This is a genomic window from Umezawaea sp. (assembly GCF_036375055.1).
In the GTDB taxonomy this organism is placed as follows: Bacteria; Actinomycetota; Actinomycetes; order Mycobacteriales; family Pseudonocardiaceae; genus Umezawaea.
Window position 1 is genome coordinate 1 of the sequence record NZ_DASUSQ010000102.1, and the last position, 19,049, is coordinate 19,049.

A 19,049-nucleotide genomic window follows, 5' to 3' on the forward strand; every position below is an offset into this window, starting at 1 on the left:
ACGGCGGTGGCGCGGGGCGACCTGAGCCAGAAGATCACCGTGACGGCGCGGGGGGAGATCCTGGAGCTGAAGAACACCATCAACACGATGGTCGACCAGCTCTCCAGCTTCGCCGACGAGGTCACGCGCATGGCCCGCGAGGTCGGCACCGAGGGCATCCTCGGCGGGCAGGCGGACGTGAAGGGCGTCTCGGGCACCTGGCGGGACCTCACGGACTCGGTGAACTTCATGGCGGGCAACCTGACCGCGCAGGTGCGGTCGATCGCCCAGGTCGCCACGGCGGTGGCGCGGGGCGACCTGAGCCAGAAGATCACCGTGACGGCGCGGGGGGAGATCCTGGAGCTGAAGAACACCATCAACACCATGGTGGACCAGCTCTCCGCGTTCGCCGACGAGGTGACGCGGGTGGCCCGCGAGGTCGGCACCGAGGGCCGGCTGGGCGGTCAGGCCGACGTCGAGGGCGTGTCGGGCACGTGGAAGGACCTCACCGAGTCGGTGAACGTCATGGGCGACAACCTGACCGCGCAGGTGCGGTCGATCGCCCAGGTCACGACGGCGGTGGCGCGGGGCGACCTGTCGCAGAAGATCCGGGTCGACGCGCGCGGGGAGATCCTGGAGCTGAAGGAGACCATCAACACGATGGTGGACCAGCTCTCGGCGTTCGCCGACGAGGTGACGCGCGTGTCGCGGGAGGTGGGCACCGAGGGCAACCTGGGTGGGCAGGCCACCGTGCGCGGCGTCTCGGGGACGTGGAAGGACCTGACGGACAACGTCAACGTGATGGCCTCCAACCTGACCGGCCAGGTGCGGTCGATCGCCCAGGTCGCCACGGCGGTGGCGCGGGGCGACCTGTCGCAGAAGATCACCGTCGAGGCCAAGGGCGAGGTCGCCGCGCTCGCGGGCGTGATCAACACGATGGTGGACACGCTGTCCGCGTTCGCCGACGAGGTCACGCGGGTGGCCCGCGAGGTCGGCACCGAGGGCATCCTCGGCGGCCAGGCGCGCGTGCCGAACGTGGCGGGCACGTGGAAGGACCTGACCGACAACGTCAACTTCATGGCGGGCAACCTGACCAACCAGGTCCGCAACATCGCCCAGGTGACGACCGCCGTCGCGCAGGGCGACCTGACCCGCAAGATCGACGTCGACGCGCGCGGCGAGATCCTGGAGCTGAAGACGACCATCAACACGATGGTCGACCAGCTCTCGGCGTTCGCCGCGGAGGTCACCCGCGTGGCGCGCGAGGTCGGCAGCGAGGGGCGGCTGGGCGGTCAGGCCGAGGTCGAGGGCGTGTCGGGCACGTGGAAGCGCCTGACGGAGAACGTGAACGGGCTCGCGGGCAACCTGACCCGGCAGGTCAGGGCCATCGCCGAGGTGACGAGCGCGGTCGCCGAGGGCGACCTGACCCGCTCCATCACGGTCGAGGCCTCGGGGGAGGTCGCCGAGCTGAAGGACAACATCAACTCGATGGTGGGGTCGCTGCGCGAGACCACCAAGGCCAACCAGGACCAGGACTGGCTCAAGTCCAACCTGGCGCGCATCTCCGGGCTGATGCAGGGGCGCCGGGACCTCGCGGTCGTCGCCGAGCTGATCATGGACGAGCTGACGCCGCTGGTGTCCGCGCAGTACGGCGGCTTCTACCTCGCCGACGACAGCCCCGACGACCCCGAGCTGCGGCTGATCAGCTCCTACGGCCACCCCGACCGCCCGGACGACCACAGCCGCACCCGGTTCCGCTTCGGGCAGTCCCTGGTCGGCCAGGCCGCGCGCAGCCGCCGCACGATCGCGGTGGACGACGTGCCCGCGGAGTACGTCACCGTGTCCTCCGGGCTCGGCCGCGCCGCGCCCGCGAACCTGGTCGTGCTGCCCATCGTCGTGGAGGACCAGGTGCTCGGCGTCATCGAGCTGGCGTCGGTGCACCGGTTCACCGCCATCCACCGGGACTTCCTCGACCAGCTCATGGAGACCGTCGGCGTCAACGTGAACACCATCGTGGCCAACGCGCGCACCGACGAGCTGCTCGGCGAGTCGCAGCGGCTGGCGGCGGAACTCCAGGCCAGGTCGGGGGAACTCCAGGTGCGCCAGGAGGAGCTCCAGCGCTCCAACGCGGAGCTGGAGGAGAAGGCGGCGCTGCTGGCCACCCAGAACCGCGACATCGAGGCCAAGAACCTGGAGATCGAGCAGGCCCGCCAGGAGCTGGAGGCCCGCGCCCAGCAGCTCGCGCTGGCGTCGAAGTACAAGTCGGAGTTCCTGGCCAACATGAGCCACGAGCTGCGCACCCCGCTCAACAGCCTGCTGATCCTGGCCCAGCTGCTCGCCCAGAACCCCGGCCGCAACCTCACCCCCAAGCAGGTCGAGTACGCGGAGATCATCCACTCCGCCGGGTCGGACCTGCTCCAGCTGATCAACGACATCCTCGACCTGTCGAAGGTCGAGGCGGGCAAGATGGACATCACGCCGGAGCAGGTGCCGCTGCGCAGGCTGCTCGACTACGTCGAGGTGACGTTCCGGCCGTTGACCACGCAGAAGAGCCTGGGGTTCCAGGTGACCACCGCCCCCGGCGTCCCCGGCGAGCTGCTGACCGACGACTCGCGGCTGCGGCAGGTGCTGCGCAACCTGCTGTCGAACGCGGTGAAGTTCACCGAGACCGGCAGCGTCGAGCTGCGCATCGAACCGGTCGACTCCGCCGACCTGCCCGCGTCGGTGCGCCACCACGGGTCGGCCATCGCGTTCCGCGTGGTCGACACCGGCATCGGCATCGCCGAGCAGCAGCTGGAGTCGATCTTCGGTGCCTTCCAGCAGGCCGACGGCACCACCAGCCGCAAGTACGGCGGGACCGGCCTGGGGCTCTCGATCAGCCGGGAGATCGCCTACCTGCTCGGCGGGGCCATCGCGGCCGAGAGCACACCGGGCCGGGGGAGCACCTTCACCCTGTACCTGCCCGTGGCGCGCCCGGACTTCCAGGCGCCGCCGCACCCGCGCGCCGCGGAACCCCGGCCTGCCGCGGGCTTCGCGGGCAGGCAGGTGGCCGCGCACCACCAGCGCAGGCTGCTGGTGGTGGAGGAACGGGCGCGCGGCCTGCTCTCGCTGGTCGCCGAGAGCGCCGTGGGCGACCTCGCCGACAGCCACGACCCGCGCGGGCCCGTGGAGGTCGTCACCGCCGTCGGGGCGCGGGACGCCGCCGCCGCGCTGGCCGCGCGGGCGTGCCACTGCGTCGTGCTGGAGCTGGACATGTCCGACGGCGTCGCGCTCGACCTGCTGGAGGCGATGGACGGCGACGCCGGTCTGCACGGCGTCCCGGTGCTGGCGCACAACAACCGCCGCCTCGACCCGGACCAGGAGCGACGGCTCCGGTCGCGCACCGCGACGAGGCCGTTGGAGCTGCTGTCCAGCCTGGACGAACTCCGCGAGCGCATCGCCCTGCACCTCACCGCGGAGGAACCCGGCGACGTGCTCCCCCTCGTGCGCACCGAGGAACGGCCCGACCCCGTCCCCCGGCGCCGCGACGGGAAGCTCGCGGGCCGGACCGTGCTGATCGTCGACGACGACGCGCGGAACCTGTTCGCGCTCAGCAGCATCCTGGAGCTGCACGGCGTGGACGTCGTGCACGCCGAGAACGGCCGGGAGGCCGTCGAGGCGCTGTCGGGGCCCGTGCCCGTCGACCTGATCCTGATGGACGTGATGATGCCGGAGATGGACGGCTACGCCGCCACGTCCGCGATCCGGGCCATGCCCGAGCTGGCGAGCCTGCCGATCATCGCCGTGACGGCGAAGGCCATGCCGGGTGACCGCGAGAAGAGCCTGGCGTCCGGCGCCAACGACTACGTCACGAAGCCGGTGGACGCGGACGACCTGCTGGCGTGCATCCAGCGCTGGCTGGACACCTGAGCCGCGGGCGCGGAGGGAGTCCGGTGGACGGGCAGGTGCCCGCGGGCGAGGGGACGGCGCTGCGCAGGATGGCCGCCGCGGTCGAGCGGCTCTCGGCCGAGGTCCGCCGGGCGCGGGCCGAGGCCGACCGGCGGGCGGTGGTCGAGCTGGCCAGGGGCGTCCTGGTCGAACGGCTGGGGTGCGGCCCCGCGCAGGCCGCCCGGCAGCTCGCCGACCTCTCCGCGCGGGCAGGCGTGTCGCAGCTCGAACTGGCGGCGGACGTCGTCGACCAGGCGGCGCGGGGTCGGTTTTCCCCGGCTGCGGCGGAGCTTGTCGACCGGGTGTTGGCCGGGTCGGAGGTGGGGCAGGCGGCGGATGTCGTGGATGAGGTGGCGCGGGACTGGCCCTCCTCCACCACGGCGGAACCCCTCGACCACGCGCTCACCGGGCCGGAGCCGTCCGGGTCGGTCTCCCTGCGGCTGCGCACCGCCGAGAGCGGAGCCCTCGCCGCGGGTGACGGCTGGAGCGTGGCCGGGTCGCTGCTGGACCACGCGCTCGCCCCGCTGGGCGCCACCGCGGTGGCGATCTGGTCGGTGGGCGCGGACTCCTCACTGGCGCTGGCCGGGGCGGCGGGCTTCACCGCCGAGGAGACCGGGGGGTGGCGCTCCGTGCCGCCCGACGTGGCCACGGCGGCCCGGCGCGCGCTCGCCGAGCGGGACGCCGTGTGGATCGAGGACCTGGCCGCGTCGGGACTGCCGTCGATCGGCCACCGGCACCTGGCCGGCGGCCGGGTCGTCCTGCCCGCCGTGGTGGGCGGCCGGGTCCTCGGTGTGCTGGAGGTCTGCTGGCCACGTCCGCTGCCGCCGCAGCCACCGCGGGTCCGGCGCCAGGTGGAGGCGCTGGGGGAGCTGTGCGCCCACGCGCTGGAGAGCGACGCCGAGGCGGGCACGGCCGGTGGCCAGGACGACGCGGCGCGGCTCGCGGAGCTGGTGGCCCTGGCCGACGGGCTCCTGGACCCGGCGCTGGTCCTGCGGCCGGAGCTGACCGGCGGGGCCCTCGCCGACTTCCGGCTGCACCACCTCAACCCCCGCTTCCAGGACCTGGCAGGCCGGTCGCGCGAGTCCCTCACCGGGGCCGGGCTGCTGGAGGCGTACCCGTTCGCCGAGGCCGGGGAAGGCCTGTTCACCGCCGTCGAGCACGTCTACGCGACCGGCGAGCCGTTCCGGGCCGAGCGGATGGTCCTCACGGCGCGGTTCGAGGAGGTCCCGCTCACCGTGACCGCGGACATCGGCATCAGCAGGCACGGCGACTCCGTGCTGCTGGTGTGGCGGGTGCGGGACGAGACCGCGCTGCTGGTCGACCTGCTGCGCCACGCCCAGCGCCTCGGCCGCATCGGCGGCTTCGAGCAGGACACGGCCTCCGGCCGGATCACCTGGAACGGCGAGCTGTTCGGGCTCTTCGGGCTGCCCACCGCGGCCGGACCGGTCCCGCTGGCCGACCTGCCCGCGCACGCCCACCCCGACGACGCCGCCGCGCTCCACGGGTTCCTGCGCACCGTGCTGCACCACGGCAAGCCCGCGTCGACCGCGTTCCGGCTGCGCCGCCCCGACCGGATCACCCGCCACATCAGGGTCATCGCCGAACCCGTGCTCGACCGGGCGGGCCGCGTGGCGGTCGTGCGCGGCGCGTACCAGGACGCCTCCGCCCAGCACTGGACGGAGGTGGCGCTGTCGGCCACCCGCGACCAGCTCGCCCACTCCGAGCAGCAGGCCGCCGAGCAGAACCGGTTGGCGCTGCGGCTCCAGCGGGCGATCATGCCGCCCGCCCAGCCGACGATCGACGCCTTCGACCTGCGCATCGCCGCCCGCTACCGGCCCGCCGAGATCGAGCACCTCGTCGGCGGCGACTGGTACGACGCCGCCGTCCTGCCGTCCAAGCAGATCCTCGTGTCCGTCGGCGACATCACCGGCCACGGCATCAAGAGCGCGACCGGGATGGTCGTGCTGCGCAACGCGCTGCGCGGCCTCGCCGCGACCGGCGCCGGTCCCGCCCAGCTCCTGACGTGGCTCAACCTCGTCGCCCACCACCTGACCGACCACATCTTCGCCACGGCCGTCTGCGGGCTGTACGACCCGGCCGCCGGGGTGCTGAGGTGGGCCCGCGCGGGCCACCCGCCGCCGGTGCTGGTCCGCGACGGGGAGGCGACCGCCCTGCCCGTGCCGCACGGGGTCATGCTCGGCGCGCTCGCGGAGGCCGACTACGAGGAGCGGCGGGTGGAACTGCGGCCGGAGGACACCCTCCTGCTCTACACCGACGGGTTGATCGAGCGCCGGGACCAGGACCTGGACGAGTGCGTCCGGTGGCTGCTCACCACGTCCGCGGCGTTCACCGGGTCGCTGGAGCAGCGGTTGGACGACCTGCTCGTCCGCAGCGAGTCCGACACCGACGACGACGCCTGCATCGTGGGCGTCCAGCTCGGGTGAGCGGGTCGGTACCGTCGTCCCGCGCGGTCTGCTGAGGAGAGTGGTCGGTGGAGTTCGAGTTCGACGGTGAGCTGTGGTTCTGGCGCGGTCCCGCGCCGTGGTACTTCATCACCGTGCCGGAGGAGGACTGCGTCCTCATCCAGGCCGAGTCGTCGGCCGTGAGCTACGGCTGGGGCATGATCCCCGTCGCCGCCCGGATCGGGGAGACCCGGTGGACGACGTCGCTGTTCCCCAAGGACGGTCGCTACGTCGTGCCGGTGAAGGCGGCGGTGCGCCGGGCCGAGGGGCTGGAGGAGGGCGACAGCCCGACGGTGCGCCTGACCCTGCACGGGTGACGCGTCAGCACTCGGGGTGCTCGCGGAGCACGCCCCACACGGTCTTGCCCGGTCCGCCGTCGGTGGCGGGGCGCACACCCCACTCGTGGCACAGCTCGTGGACGAGCAGGACGCCGTGGTGGTGCGGGCCGACGGGGTGCGCGAGGTGCAGCACCGGTTCGGCGGGATCGCCGTCGGTGACCTCGACCCGCACGGCGCACCCCTCGCGGTCGACGCGGAGCCTGCGCGCGCTCCCGGTGTGCTGGTAGGCGTTCTCGACCAGTTCCTCCACCACCAGCAGCACGTCGGTCAGCACGTCGGGGTGCACGGCGGCGGCCAGGTGCCGGCGCACCCCCGTGCGGACCGACCACGGGCTGGGGTGGGTGCTCAGGTCGCGTTCCCAGGGCAGGAGGACCAGCGCCAGCACGTCCTGGACCTCGCTGATCAGCCGGGACACGGCCTGGGGCAGCGGGCCGCTCACCAGCGGTGGCCCGCCGGACGGCTTCGGTGCGCGACCGGGCTCGGAGTGCTCCATCACCGGACGTTCGCGGTGGCGGGCACTTCGGATCGGTTGTCGGGCGAACCCGTTCGGGTTCAGCCCCGCTGCCACCTCTGGTTGGCGCCCCCGGAGCAGTTCCACAGCACGACGGGGGTGCCGAACTCGGTGCCCGAGCCGAGGACGTCCAGGCACAGGCCCGACTGCGCACCGGTGATGGTCCGGTCCTCGTTGAGGGTCCACCTCTGGTTGGGCCCGCCGTTGCAGTCGTGGACGTCGACGCTCGTGCCCGGCTCGGTGCCCGCCAGACGGGCGTCCAGGCACTTGGTGCCGCCGTACACCCGCAGCTCGCCCGCCACCGTCGGCGCCCACCGCTGGTTGTCGCCGCCGTTGCAGTCGAAGACGGTGACCGCGGTGCCGTTGTCCGTCGCGTTCCCCGGCACGTCGAGGCACTTGCCCGACGCGTCCACGACCAGCGGTGCCGCGGTGGCCGTCGCGGGCCGCGGCGCCGAGCTGGACGTCGGCGCCGACCGGCTGGACGACGTGCCGGGCGGGGGAGTGGACGCCTCGGACCGCCCGTCCCGGTTGGCGTGGAGGAACGCGCCGCCGACGACCCCGACCAGGACCAGCAGCGCGGTCACGAGACCGGCGGCGGCCCGGCGGCGGCTCCGGCGCTCGTCCGCGGCGGACCTCGGCGGCAGGGTGAAGGTCGAGGTGGACCGGTCGCGCAGGTCCACCACCAGCGTCGGCGTGGGCGCCGTCGTCCTGGCCACGGCGTCGAGGGCCTCGGCGGTCTCGGCCATCGTCGGCCTGGCGCGGGGGTCCAGGGCGAGCAGCCCGGCCAGCAGCGGGGCCAGCGCCCCGGCGCGTTCCGGCGGCCGGATCGTGCCCGCGGCCGCTCGGTAGAGCTGGGCGATCGAGTTGTCGGAGATCCCGAACGGCGGCACGCCCTCGACGGCGTTGTAGAGCGTGGCGCCGAGCGAGAACACGTCCGACGGGTATCCGGCCTCCTGGCCCCTGGCGACCTCGGGGGCGAAGAACGCCGGGGTGCCCGCGTACTGCCCGGTGGCGGTCGCGGTGGTGTCGTCCAGCGCGCGGGAGACGCCGAAGTCGGTGATCTTCACCGCGCCCTCGGCGCCGAGCAGGACGTTGCCCGGCTTGACGTCGCGGTGCACCACGGACACCCGGTGCGCCGCGGCCAGCGCGTCGGCCACCTGCTTGCCGATCCGCACCACGTCGCCGACCGGCAGCGACCCGCGTTCCGCGAGCACCGCCGCGAGGCTCTGGGACGGCAGGTACTCCATGATCAGCCAGGGCTGGCCGTCGTGCTCGACCACGTCGTGGACGGTGACGGCGTTGGGGTGGTGCAGCCGCGCGGCGATGCGCCCCTCGCGCTGGGCGCGCCGCCGGGCCTGCTGGACGGCCTCGGCGTCGAGGTGCGGGGGCAGCAGGAGTTCCTTCACGGCCACGACGCGTTCGAGCTTCAGGTCACCCGCGAGCCACACCACGCCCATGGCTCCGGCGCCGAGCTGCTCCCGCAGCTCGTAGCGCCCGGCGATCAGCCTGCCCTGCTCCCCCACGTGCCACTCCCGGTCCGGCTGACTGACGGTGCGGCGATGGTAGTGGAGCCCGCGGGCGGGACGGGACGGGAGGCTCGGCGGGAACGCGGTGGGAAAATGTCGGGAGAAAGTTCCGGTGGCGTGTCGATCCGGCCCCCTCCCGTTCGACGCGGGGGTAGGGCCAGGCACCACGAGCCTGGCGGAACCGGGGAGGAACCACCATGACCGCCACGACCACCACGACCGCTCGGCGCACCACCGCTCTCCGCCACCTGCCCGCCGCGGGCCGCGTGGTGCTGGGTCTGCTGTTCTCCGTCACGGGCCTCAACGGTTTCGTGGGTTTCCTGCCGCAGGACACGTCGGGAATGACCGACGGGGCCGTGGCCTTCAGCGTGGCGCTGGCGCAGACCGGGTACCTGATGCCGCTGGCGATGGGCGTCCAGCTCGTGAGCGGGATCCTGCTGCTGGCCAACAGGTTCGTCCCGCTCGCGTTGGCGCTGCTCGCGCCCGTGGTGGTCAACATCGTCGCGTTCCACGTCTTCCTCGCGCCCACGGGTCTGACCACCGCCGCGGTGGTGGCGGCGCTGGAGGTCGGGCTCGCGTGGGCGTACCGCGACTCGTTCCGGCCGATGCTGCGCGCCACCCGCTGACCGGCGGTGGAACCCCTGTTCCCGCACCCCGTGCGGGAACAGGGGTTCCGGTCAGCCCACCGAGCGGTAGGCGACGCCCGTCGCGTTGGGCGTGGTGCCGGTGTACAGGCCCGTGCGGTGCGTCGTGGTGGACAGCGTGAACCACGAGTAGCGCTCCACGAACGACAGTCCCTGCATCATCGCCGCGGAGTTCTTCGCGAACGCCGCCTGCTGGTCGGACGAGGGGTAGCGCGGCGTGCCGGTGGTGAAGTCGATCAGCGCGTACTCCGTGAGCCAGATCGGCTTGCGGTAGCGGTTGTGCACGTTCTGGAGGTAGCTCCGCAGGTGGTCGACGGCCGCCGCCGAGAAGTCGCTGCCGTACCAGTGCAGCGGGATGAAGTCGACGCGGTAGCCGCGGGCGGACGCACCGCCGAGGAACCGGTCGAGCCAGCCGCCCGGCGTGTCGCCGCCGTAGGCCACGGCGGGCGCTCCGAGCCTCATGCCGGTGCCCTGGAGCTGCGGCCACAGCTGGAGGGCGTGGTCGACGGTCATGTTCGCCTGGCCGCCCAGGTCGGGCTCGTTGAACGCGAGCAGCGTGGTGCCCAGGGACTTCGCCTGGTTGAGCTGGGTCGGGTTCACCGCGCCCGCGCCCCAGATCATCGGCACGAACTCCGTGCCCGCCGGGTTGGCGATGCCCTGCTTGTCCGACGCCCAGGTGTAGAACCAGCCCGCGCCGACGTCGCTGAGCGCGGTCGTGACACCCGCGAAGTTGGCGGCGCTCACCCCTTTCTTCTTGACGGCCGGGACCGCCGACGCCGGTGACGGCACCAGGGTGAGCGCGATGAGCAGGGTCAACGCCATCGACAGCAACCGGTGTGCGGTGCGCATGCGGAACGTCCCTTCCACGACAGCGCGGCGGCGCGGGCGGTGCTGATCACATCGTGCCGCAGCAGGCGCCCCGTGTCGCCGGTCGGGGGGATGGCACGCTGAGGGGGTGGCCGTCTCCGGTGTCTCGATCGAGTTCGTCCGCCCCGCGCTCGCGACGGGTGGGGTCGACGTCCGCCGGGTGCTGCGCGAGGTCGGCGTCGACGCCGCGGCGTCGCGGGTGGACTGCGACCGGGTGGTCGCGCTGGTGCGGTCGCTGTGGCGGCTCACCGGCGACGAACTGCTCGGTCTTGGTCCGCGACCGGTCCCGCTCGGCACCGTCCGCCTGATCGCGCTGGCGGTGGTGCACGCACCGGACCTGCGCGCGGCGCTGGGCCGCGTGGTCGAGTTCGCCGCGCTCACCACGGGGTACACGCGCGGCAGGCTGGTGGTGGACGGCGGGGTGTGCCGGGTCGAGTTCGCGTCCGAGCAGGACGTGGTGGACGAACCGGTGGCGCTGGAGGCGGTGCTCGCGTTCGCGCACCGGTTCGCGGGGTGGCTGGTCGGGCGGCGGATCGTCCTGACCGGACTCGCGTTCCCGTTCGCCGAACCCGCGCACAGCGCCGAGTACGACCACGTCTTCGGGGTGGCGGCGGCGTTCGGCGCTCCCGCGGCGTCGCTGAGCTTCGACGCCGCCCACCTCGGCGCGCCGGTCGTGCGCGACGAGGCGGCGCTGGAGGCGTTCCTGCGCGAGTCGCCCGAGGACCTGATCATGCTCCGCGACCACGGGAGCACGACCGCCGACCGCGTCCGCCGGATCGTCGAGCAGGACCCCGGCGTCCGGGTCGACGCCGCTGCCGCCCGGCTCGCGATCAGCGGCCAGCACCTGCGCCGCCTCCTGCGGCGGGAGGGCACGTCGTTCCAGGGCATCCGGGAGGACGTCCTGCGCGGCCTCGCCGTCGCGGGCCTGCGACGCGGTCGCGAGTCCGTCGAGGACCTGTCCCGGCGGCTGGGGTTCTCCGAGCCGAGCGCGTTCCGCCGCGCGTTCGCCCGGTGGGTGGGGAGCCCGCCGGGCGAGTACCGGGCGCGGTACGCGGTCAGGTCCGCGAGCGGCGCCGCGCGAGACCGGCCATGAGCACGGTGGCGGCCGTGCAGAGCCAGGCGAACAGGTCGCCGACGACGCCGTGGACGGTCGTGACCCGCCGCGTCGGCACGTCGGAGTGCACGACGTGGGTGTCGGAACGCGCGTGGTCGTGGGCGGTGAGCACCCGGCCGCGCTGGTCGACCGCGCCGGACGTGCCGAACTCCGCCTGGCGGACCACCGAGTAGCCGTTCTCCACGGCCCGCAGAGCGGCCTTCTGGCTGTGCACCGCGCCGACCTCGGCCCAGTCCCGCGCGGGCACGAGCAGGATGTCGGCGTCCACGCGGGCCAGGGCCGGGAAGTCGGCGTCGAAGCAGGTGAGCGTGGCCAGCCGCCCGTGGGGCGTGTCGACCACCGGCACCACGCCGTCGCCACCGGGGTAGCCCTCCAGGCCGGGGATGGGGCGCGCCTTGTCGTAGGTCCACACCCGCGTGCCGGTCGGGTCGAACAGGTGCGTCCGGTTCGCCGCGTGCGGGGCCTGCGGCAGGTACAGGTACACCGCGACCTGGAGGTAGACGCGCTCCTCCCGCGCGGTCCTGGAGGCCTCGGCCAGGAACGCCTCCTCGTCGGCCGCCAGCACGTTCGCCGCCTGCTCCGACCAGAGCACGATCTCCGCGCCCGCCCGTGCCGCCTCCCGCGTCCTGGCGAACAGGTTCGCGGTGACCTCCTCGAACGCGGGCCGCACCTGCGCCGGGTCCCGGTCGACGACGCCCCGCGGGGTGAACTCCTCGCCGATCAGGTCCCGCAGCTCCTCGGTGACCGCGGTGTCCGGGCTGATCCCCGCCACCCGGACCGTCCCGCCCGGAGCGGGGGTCGCGAGCACCGCTCCGCCGCCGATCAGCACGAGCGCGAGCACGAGCCCGTAGGCGCCGACGACCCGCCGGTCCACCGAGCGCTCCCACACGTCGTTGGCGACGGTCGCGCCCCAGCCGACGAGGAACGCGACGCCGTACAGGCCCGTCACCCCGGTGAGCTGGAGCAGCGCGAGCGACCCGTGCTGGGTCGGGGCGAGCACGCCGTACGCCGCGCCGAACGGGCTGATCGCCGTCATCAGGAACTCGGTCGCGGCGACCGCCGCCGGGAACAGCAGCAGCGCGGTCACCCGGCGGGCCCTCGGCGCGACGAGCCGGTCCAGCGCGTACGGCAGGGCCGTCACGGTGCTGAGCGCGACCAGCCCCACGAGGGTGGTCGCCGTCATCGGCACCGCCGTCTCCACCGCCCAGAACACCCCCGCCGCGACCGACGCCAGCCACACCGCGGGCAGAGCCGCCGCGGGGCGGCCCGCGCGGGTGAACCGCAGGAGGAACACCGGGAACAGCCACGCCGCCACGGGGACGTCGAACCGGCCGTGCACGGCGAAGAGCCACAGCACGGCGCCGACCCCCAGCCAGACCCACCGCCGCCGGTCGGGAGCGGGGTCCCGCCCCGGTGCGACCCGCTGTCGTTCGAGCTGCTCGGTGCTCATCGTTTCTCCACCCTCACGTCCCTGACCTGCGGTTCCAGGTCACGCACCGACGCTAGCGGCGGGGGTGGGCGGTCCGCTGCGACCGGACCTCGCGCGTTTCGTGACCGATGTGGTGCGCCACCGGAGCAGCCCGAGCGCGACGAGCACACCGAGGACGGCCAGCCCCAGCGGCCGGAGCGAGGGCGTCCAGGGCCACGCCGGGCCGGTGAGGTCCAGGTGGTCGACCGGGTGCTCCAGGACCTTCGCCGACCACCGCGCGGGGGCGCGGCGCGGCCAGTCGGTGACCGGCTCGACCGTGCTCGCGTCGACGTCGGGAAGGGCGGGCACGACGACCACGTCCGGCGCCCGGTCGCCGAGCGGCCGGTCCAGCTCGTCGGAGGTGAGGTCCGGCACGAGGCCGAGCCCGCCGGTCAGCGGGAGCGGGCGGCGCGACCGCGCAGAGGTTGACCGCGCCGGTCGAGGCCAGCACCTCGTACGGGGCCAGCACGTCGGACACGACGGCGCCCCGGTCGCCCAGCACGACCACCGCGGTCGGCTTGGCGGGGTCGTGCGGTCGCGGCGGGGGCGCGGCCGTCGCGCCGTCCGCCCGAGGGGCGTTGAGGGCGCCGAACGCCGAGGAGGCGGTGACGGCCCCGAGCGCCACGGGCAGGACCAGCGCGAGGGCCGGCAGGCGGGCCACGGTCAGCACCCGTACTCGTGCCCGCGCCGCAGCATCGCCACGAGCATCGCGGGCAGCATCAGCACGTGCCCCGCCGTCGACAGGGCGGACGCCGACAGCAGCCCGGCCCAGAAGAACGGCAGCAGGACCAGGAACGGCACGTACATCGCGGCCGCCATCTCGGCGATGCCCGGCCAGGAGTGGCGGCGGATCCTCATCCACAGCGCCATCCCCGCGGCCATGTCGGTCGCCATCACCAGCACGTGCGCGGTGACGACACCGGGCAGGCCGGGCCAGACGAACGACCAGACCGGCTCCAGGACCACCATGCCCACGACCATGGCGACCACCATCTCCAGGTAGTGCAGGGCGAAGCGCGCCGCGGGGCGGGCCCGCCGGGTTCCGGGGGTGCGTTCGGTACTCATCGGGACTCCTTCGGATCGTTGCCGTGCAACGGATCCTCTGCCGCGCGGCGGGCGCGGTCAGGTGCCGGAGGTCATGTCCGGGGTCATGTGACCCGTCGGTCAGAGCAGGCCGAGGTCCCTGGCCCGCAGCGCCGCCTGGGTGCGGTCGCGCACCTGGAGCTTGGCCAGCACGCTCGTGACGAGGTTCTTCACCGTGCCCTCGGCCAGGAACAGCCGTCCGGCGATCTCGCGGTTGCTGTTGCCCTCCGACAGCAGCCGCACCACGTCGAGCTCGCGCTCCGACAGCGGGACCACCAGCGGCTGCCGGGCGGGCGGGGCGTCCTCGTGCGGCATCCGCGCCACCCTGGCCACGAGCTTGGCCGCCACCGACGGCTGGAGCACCGACTCGCCGCGCCGGGCGGCGACCAGCGCCTCCACCAGCCGCGCGGAGGACACGTCCTTGAGCAGGTAGCCGACCGCGCCCGCCCGCAGCGCCGCGAACACGTCCGCGTCGTCGTCGAACGTCGTCAGCGCCAGCACCCGCACGCCCGGCTGCTCGGCGCGCAGCCGGGTGGTGGCCGCGATCCCGTCCAGCACGGGCATCCGCAGGTCCATCAGGACGACATCGGGCCGCAGGTCGGCGGCCAACCGGACGGCCTGCTCGCCGTCGCCCGCCTCGCCGACCACCTCGATCTCCGGCTGCACCTCCAGCAGCGTCGCCAGCGCCTCCCGGAACAGGGCCTGGTCGTCGACGATCAGGACCCGGACGGCGGACCCCGGCGCGCTCACCCCGGCACCTCCACGGTCAGCGCCACGCCCGATCCGGGGCCGGGGTCGACCGACACCCGCCCGCCGAGGTCGGCCAGCCGCTCGCGCAACCCGAGCAGCCCGAACCCGGTGCCGGGGTGCTCGGGCAGCCCCCGGCCGTCGTCGCGGACCTCCAGCCGGACGAGGTCGTCGCGGCCGAAGTCGAGCACGACGCTCGCCGCCGACGCCTCCGCGTGCTTGCGGACGTTGGTCAGCCCCTCCTGGGCCGCCCGGAACAGCGACTCCTCGACCTCGGCCCGCATCACCCTCGCCTCGCCGCGCACCTCCAGCCCGGTGGGCACCCCCGCCTCGCGGGTCAACGCGCGCAGGGCGTCCACCAGCGGCGCGGGCCGGGGCTCGCGCAGCGCGGAGACCGAGCGGCGCACCTCGGCCAGCGCTTCCCGCGACTGGTCCTGCGCCTTGGCGAGCATCCCGTCGAGCCGCTCGACGTCCGCGGTGCGGATCACCGCGCGCGCGGCTTGGAGCAGCATCTGCACGACGGTCAGGTGGTGGCCCAGCCCGTCGTGGATGTCGCGGGCGACCCGGTTGCGCTCCTGCGTGGTGGCGAGCTGCTCGGCCTGGGCCGCGTACCCGCGCAGCCGTTCGTTGGCCTCGGCGAGTTCGGCCCTGGCGCGCTGCTCCCGCACCAGCAGCTCGGTCACCACGAGCGTGAACGTCGTGACGGCCAGCGTGCCGAGCCCCTCCCGCAGCCCGGCGCCCCACTCCATCCCCAGGTGCACCAGCGGGATCACCGCGGCCACCACCGCCGCGACCGGCAGCGGCAGCAGCAGCGCGCTCTGCGCGACCAGGACGACCAGCAGCAGGACCGACCCGACCGCCGCGCCGGACAGGGAGAACAGCTCGAAGCCCAGGCCGAGCTGGACCGCGGTGTACCCCAGGGCGAGCGCCCGGCCGCGGCCCTCGACGAACCGGAACCCGACGACGGCCAGGACGGCGAAGACCAGCCCCACCAGCAGCGTCGGCAGGAGCCGCTGGGCGTACGCCGCGGAGCCCAGCGGCAGCGTCGCCCACGCGACGACCGTCAGGATGCCCAGCGCCCTCCGCACGCGCCCACTGTGCAAGACGGTCGAGAGCGCGGTCAACCGAGGTGGCGACCGCTGGGCACGTCCACTACTACGTGATACCGTGTACTGGTACTCGGTGTCACGCAGTAGTGAGGTCGCGGAGGAGGGCCATGGAGGACCTGACGGAGATGTTGAAGGGCACGCTGGAGGGGTGCGTGCTGGAGATCGTCGGCGGCGAGGAGACCTACGGGTACGCCATCACGCGTCGGCTGAACGAACTCGGCTTCGTCGACGTCGTGGAGGGAACGGTCTACACCATCCTGCTGCGACTGGAGAGGAACGGGCTCGTCCAGGTCACCAAGAGGCCGTCCGGTGTGGGCCCGCCGCGCAAGTTCTACGCGCTCAACGACGCGGGGCGCGCCGAACTCGCGAGGTTCTGGGCGAAGTGGGAGTACGTGTCGGCACGGATCGACAAGCTCAAGGAGGGCGGGGAATGACCTTCTGGGAGACCATCACGGGCGGCGATCTCACCAGGGAGTTCACGGAGTTCGAGGCCAGGGCGGGCGCTCTGCCCGGCGAGCACCGGGAGGTGTGGAGCAGATCAAGGTCACCCTGTACCCCTGCGGGAACCTCAGCGGCCGCAACCTGGTGCCGATCCTCGACGGCGTCCTGGGGCTGTTCGAGGAGACCGCGGCCGAGGGCCAGGACGTCCACGACGTGCTGGGCGCGGACGTCGAGGGCTTCTGCGCGGCGCTGGCGGGCGCCAGGAGCCACCGGGACCGGTGGCGCGAGCAGTTGAACGGGAACGTCGCGCGGAAACTGCGCCGGGCAGGAGGGTGACGTGGGTATCCGGGACATCATCGAGGGCAAGAAGCAGTGGCGGGCGCACGTGGCCAGGGCCAAGGCGCTCCCGAGGGACCACCAGATCGTCTACCAGGAGATCCAGCGCTACTGCTTCAAGGTCGGGCCGGTCGCGCTGACCGAGGGCGACCTGCTGTCGGGGATCGTCGACTTCTTCGAGGAGGGCGCGGCGACGGGCAGGGCAGTCCTCGACCTCGTCGGCGCCGACGTCGCGGCCTTCTGCGACGAGCTGGTGGAGGACTCGCGCACCTGCTCGGACCTCTGGCAGGAGTCGCTCGGGGGAGGAGCCGGGGCGTAGCACCCGGCGGCACGGGACGCCGGCGGTCGCTGGTCGACCACCGGCGCGGCACCCGCTACGCGGTGAAGCGGTGGTGGCCGGTCCACCCCGGATCGCCGGTGGCGGCGAACCGGACCCACGCGCCGTGCACCTCCGCCGCCAGCGACGGCGGCACGTCCGGCCCGAGCAGGCCGTCCGGTCCGCGCAGCGCGGGCAGGTGGGTGGTCTCGAACACGAACGGCACCTCAACGCCGTGGCAGGCGCCGTAGGGCCCGCCCCGCCAGTCGAAGTCGTAGGTGAGCGCGGCCCCGTGGGCCTCCACGAGCGCGCGCCTGCCCGCGTCGAGCACCCCGTCGATCGCCGCGGACCGGGACGGGTCCTGGTACAGCCTCGACTCCTCGGTGTTGGTGCCCACCAGCAGGTCCACGGCGCCCGCCACCCGGTTCGCGGTGCGCACGGTCCCGAACGGCGTCACCCCGGCCGCGCCCGCGGGGCGGAGCCCGCTCACGGCGTCGACCAGGACGGCGTCCGGCACGTCGGCGAAGGCCGCGCGCGTCGGGGCGATCCCGAGGGCGTCGGCGAGGTCGGCCGCGGTCCTCGCCGCGGTCTCGGGGGGAAGCTCGACGAGTCCGCCGCTCTGGCTGATCGCGCGGTGGAACAGGCCGCGCGCGGCCGGGTCCACGACCAGCGAGCCGACGATCATGGCCCCGGCGGACTGCCCGACCAGCGTGACCCGACCGGGGTCGCCGCCGAAGGCCGCGACGTTGTCGCGGACCCAGCCCAGCGCGGCGAGCACGTCGAGCGCGCCGCGGTTGTCCGGTGCTCCGGGCAGGCTGAGCCACCCCGGAGCACCGAGGCGGTAGTTCAGGGTCACCAGGACGACGCCGTCGCGGGTGAACGCGGACCCGTCGTAGGCCGGGGCGCTGCCCGTGCCGGACAGGAACCCGCCGCCGTGCACGAACACCACGACCGGCGCCGACCCGGTCGTGGACGGCGTGGACACGGTGACCGTGAGGTGGTCGTCGCCGGTCACCCGGTCGACCCCCATGAACGGGCCCATGTCGGTCCTGCCGAACCAGCGGCGGTCGGGCGCGGGCGCGGACGGGCCCGGCGCGCTCGCGTCCCGCACCCCCGTCCACGGCCGGGGTGGAGCGGGCGCGGCGAACCGGCCCGCGCCGACCGGCGGCGCGGCGTAGGGGATGCCGTGGAACACGGTGGTGCCGCTGGACACGACACCGGAGGTGGTGGAGACCTTCACGCGAACGCCGCCCATTCCTCGACCGCGAACCTGTCGCCGTCCCTGCGGATCTCCGCCGCGCCCGACCCGGCCAGGTGCGCGGGCAGCACGAGCGCGTTGTGGTCGGCCGCCCAGCCGAGCACCCGCCTGCGGGTGGCCGTGGCCGCCGCCTCGTCCTCGTCGAAGGACGGGCAGCGGTCGGGCGAGACGAACTGGAGCGGGCTGTGCAGCAGGTCGCCGACGAACACGGCGCGGTCCGTGCCCGAGGTCAGGGTGAGCACCGAGGAGCCGGGGGTGTGCCCCGGCGCCGGGTCGATCCGCAGCGCGTCGTCGAGGACGTACGAGTCCTCCCAGAGCGTGACCAGCCCCGCCTCGTGCACCGGTGCGACGCTGTCCTCGAACACGTTCTGCATCTTGCGCCCCGATCGGGTCCGGTGCTCGTTCAGGGGGTTCCAGTAGTCGAAGTCGGCGCGGGCCAGCAGGTAGCGGGCGTTGGGGAACGTCGGCACCCACGCCGACCCGTCGAGGCGGGTGTTCCAGCCGACGTGGTCGCCGTGCAGGTGCGTGTTCACCACGACGTCCACGTCCTCCGGCTGGACGCCCGCGCGGGCGAGGTTGTGCAGGAAGTCCGTGTCCAGGTGCGCGAAGAACGGCATGTACGGCCGTTCCTTGCCGTTGCCGACGCCGGTGTCGACGAGGATCGTCCTGCCCCCGCTGCGCACCAGCCAGGTCTGCATGACGGCCAGCACCTCGTCCTGCTCCGGCCGCCAGTGGTCGGGCGCGAGCCAGGTCGCGTTGGCCTCCCAGTCCCGCCGCGGCACGTCCGGGAACACGAACTCGCGCGGCAGTCCGGCAGGGGGTTGTTCGACGACGCGGGTGATCTCGACGTCGCCGAGGGTGATGGTGTCCATGCCGTCGAGCCTGGCCGCCAGGACGTGCCGCGGGGTATCGGTCACGTGACT

18 protein-coding genes are annotated in these 19,049 nt (G+C 73.9%); 8 read left to right on the top strand and 10 right to left on the bottom strand.

Annotated elements, in window-relative coordinates; genetic code table 11:
• The 3 genes from VFZ92_RS26715 to VFZ92_RS26725 form a co-directional block, all read left to right on the top strand.
• The coding region (locus tag VFZ92_RS26715; RefSeq protein ID WP_330878789.1) for a HAMP domain-containing protein at positions 1–3,888 on the top strand (3,888 nt) is incomplete at its 5' end.
• A 23-nt stretch (positions 3,889–3,911) separates the two neighbouring features.
• On the top strand, positions 3,912–6,350 hold the full coding sequence (locus VFZ92_RS26720) for a SpoIIE family protein phosphatase (protein ID WP_330878790.1): 2,439 nt from the start codon (positions 3,912–3,914) through the stop codon (positions 6,348–6,350).
• Between the two features lie 47 nt (positions 6,351–6,397).
• Positions 6,398–6,685, top strand: a complete 288-nt coding sequence (locus VFZ92_RS26725; protein ID WP_330878791.1) for a DUF1905 domain-containing protein — start codon at positions 6,398–6,400, stop codon at positions 6,683–6,685.
• A gap of 4 nt (positions 6,686–6,689) precedes the next feature.
• On the opposite strand, the gene VFZ92_RS26730 is transcribed toward VFZ92_RS26725, so the two are convergent.
• Both VFZ92_RS26730 and VFZ92_RS26735 read right to left on the bottom strand, forming a co-directional pair.
• Positions 6,690–7,199, bottom strand: coding sequence for an ATP-binding protein (locus tag VFZ92_RS26730; protein ID WP_330878792.1), 510 nt, complete (start codon positions 7,197–7,199; stop codon positions 6,690–6,692).
• A gap of 59 nt (positions 7,200–7,258) precedes the next feature.
• Positions 7,259–8,740 carry a serine/threonine protein kinase gene (locus tag VFZ92_RS26735; RefSeq protein ID WP_330878793.1) on the bottom strand — a complete coding sequence of 494 codons (1,482 nt, stop codon included), beginning with the start codon at positions 8,738–8,740 and terminating at the stop codon, positions 7,259–7,261.
• Positions 8,741–8,940: 200 nt separating this feature from the next.
• Here VFZ92_RS26735 and VFZ92_RS26740 point away from each other — a divergent pair, with 200 nt between their 5' ends.
• Positions 8,941–9,369, top strand: a complete 429-nt coding sequence (locus VFZ92_RS26740; RefSeq protein ID WP_330878794.1) for a DoxX family membrane protein — start codon at positions 8,941–8,943, stop codon at positions 9,367–9,369.
• Between the two features lie 51 nt (positions 9,370–9,420).
• Here VFZ92_RS26740 and VFZ92_RS26745 read toward each other — a convergent pair whose 3' ends face one another.
• Positions 9,421–10,236 carry a glycoside hydrolase family protein gene (locus tag VFZ92_RS26745; protein WP_330878795.1) on the bottom strand — a complete coding sequence of 272 codons (816 nt, stop codon included), beginning with the start codon at positions 10,234–10,236 and terminating at the stop codon, positions 9,421–9,423.
• A 106-nt stretch (positions 10,237–10,342) separates the two neighbouring features.
• On the opposite strand from VFZ92_RS26745, the gene VFZ92_RS26750 reads away from it, so the two are divergent.
• Entirely contained in the window at positions 10,343–11,347 is a 1,005-nt protein-coding gene (locus VFZ92_RS26750; RefSeq protein WP_330878796.1) for an AraC family transcriptional regulator, read from the top strand.
• On the opposite strand, the gene VFZ92_RS26755 is transcribed toward VFZ92_RS26750, so the two are convergent.
• The 5 genes from VFZ92_RS26755 to VFZ92_RS26775 all read right to left on the bottom strand — a co-directional run bounded on the left by VFZ92_RS26755 (position 11,310) and on the right by VFZ92_RS26775 (position 15,754).
• A complete protein-coding gene (locus VFZ92_RS26755) occupies positions 11,310–12,818 on the bottom strand; it encodes a nitrilase-related carbon-nitrogen hydrolase (protein WP_330878797.1) in 1,509 nt (502 codons plus the stop codon). The genes VFZ92_RS26750 and VFZ92_RS26755 overlap by 38 nt on opposite strands.
• Before the next feature lie 39 nt (positions 12,819–12,857).
• Positions 12,858–13,211 (bottom strand): hypothetical protein, encoded by a 354-nt coding sequence (locus tag VFZ92_RS26760; protein WP_330878798.1) that lies wholly within the window; start codon positions 13,209–13,211, stop codon positions 12,858–12,860.
• A gap of 288 nt (positions 13,212–13,499) precedes the next feature.
• Complete coding sequence (locus VFZ92_RS26765; RefSeq protein WP_330878799.1) at positions 13,500–13,901, bottom strand: hypothetical protein; 402 nt, start codon at positions 13,899–13,901, stop codon at positions 13,500–13,502.
• A gap of 99 nt (positions 13,902–14,000) precedes the next feature.
• Positions 14,001–14,669, bottom strand: a complete 669-nt coding sequence (locus VFZ92_RS26770) for a response regulator transcription factor (protein WP_330878800.1) — start codon at positions 14,667–14,669, stop codon at positions 14,001–14,003.
• Positions 14,666–15,754 (bottom strand): sensor histidine kinase, encoded by a 1,089-nt coding sequence (locus tag VFZ92_RS26775; protein ID WP_330878801.1) that lies wholly within the window; start codon positions 15,752–15,754, stop codon positions 14,666–14,668. The genes VFZ92_RS26770 and VFZ92_RS26775 overlap by 4 nt, the downstream gene beginning before the upstream one ends.
• Before the next feature lie 128 nt (positions 15,755–15,882).
• Here VFZ92_RS26775 and VFZ92_RS26780 point away from each other — a divergent pair, with 128 nt between their 5' ends.
• The 3 genes from VFZ92_RS26780 (at position 15,883) to VFZ92_RS26790 (ending at position 16,871) form a co-directional block, all read left to right on the top strand.
• Entirely contained in the window at positions 15,883–16,209 is a 327-nt protein-coding gene (locus tag VFZ92_RS26780; protein ID WP_330878802.1) for a PadR family transcriptional regulator, read from the top strand.
• Positions 16,210–16,303: 94 nt separating this feature from the next.
• The gene (locus VFZ92_RS26785) at positions 16,304–16,552 is read left to right on the top strand and encodes a DUF1048 domain-containing protein (protein WP_330878803.1); all 249 of its coding nucleotides are present in this window, start codon (positions 16,304–16,306) and stop codon (positions 16,550–16,552) included.
• A gap of 1 nt (position 16,553) precedes the next feature.
• Positions 16,554–16,871, top strand: coding sequence for a DUF1048 domain-containing protein (locus VFZ92_RS26790; protein ID WP_330878804.1), 318 nt, complete (start codon positions 16,554–16,556; stop codon positions 16,869–16,871).
• 55 nt (positions 16,872–16,926) lie between these two features.
• On the opposite strand, the gene VFZ92_RS26795 is transcribed toward VFZ92_RS26790, so the two are convergent.
• Entirely contained in the window at positions 16,927–18,108 is a 1,182-nt protein-coding gene (locus VFZ92_RS26795) for a carboxylesterase family protein (RefSeq protein WP_330878805.1), read from the bottom strand.
• Positions 18,105–18,998 (bottom strand): MBL fold metallo-hydrolase, encoded by an 894-nt coding sequence (locus VFZ92_RS26800; protein WP_330878844.1) that lies wholly within the window; start codon positions 18,996–18,998, stop codon positions 18,105–18,107. The genes VFZ92_RS26795 and VFZ92_RS26800 overlap by 4 nt, the downstream gene beginning before the upstream one ends.
• Positions 18,999–19,049 lie beyond the last annotated feature (51 nt).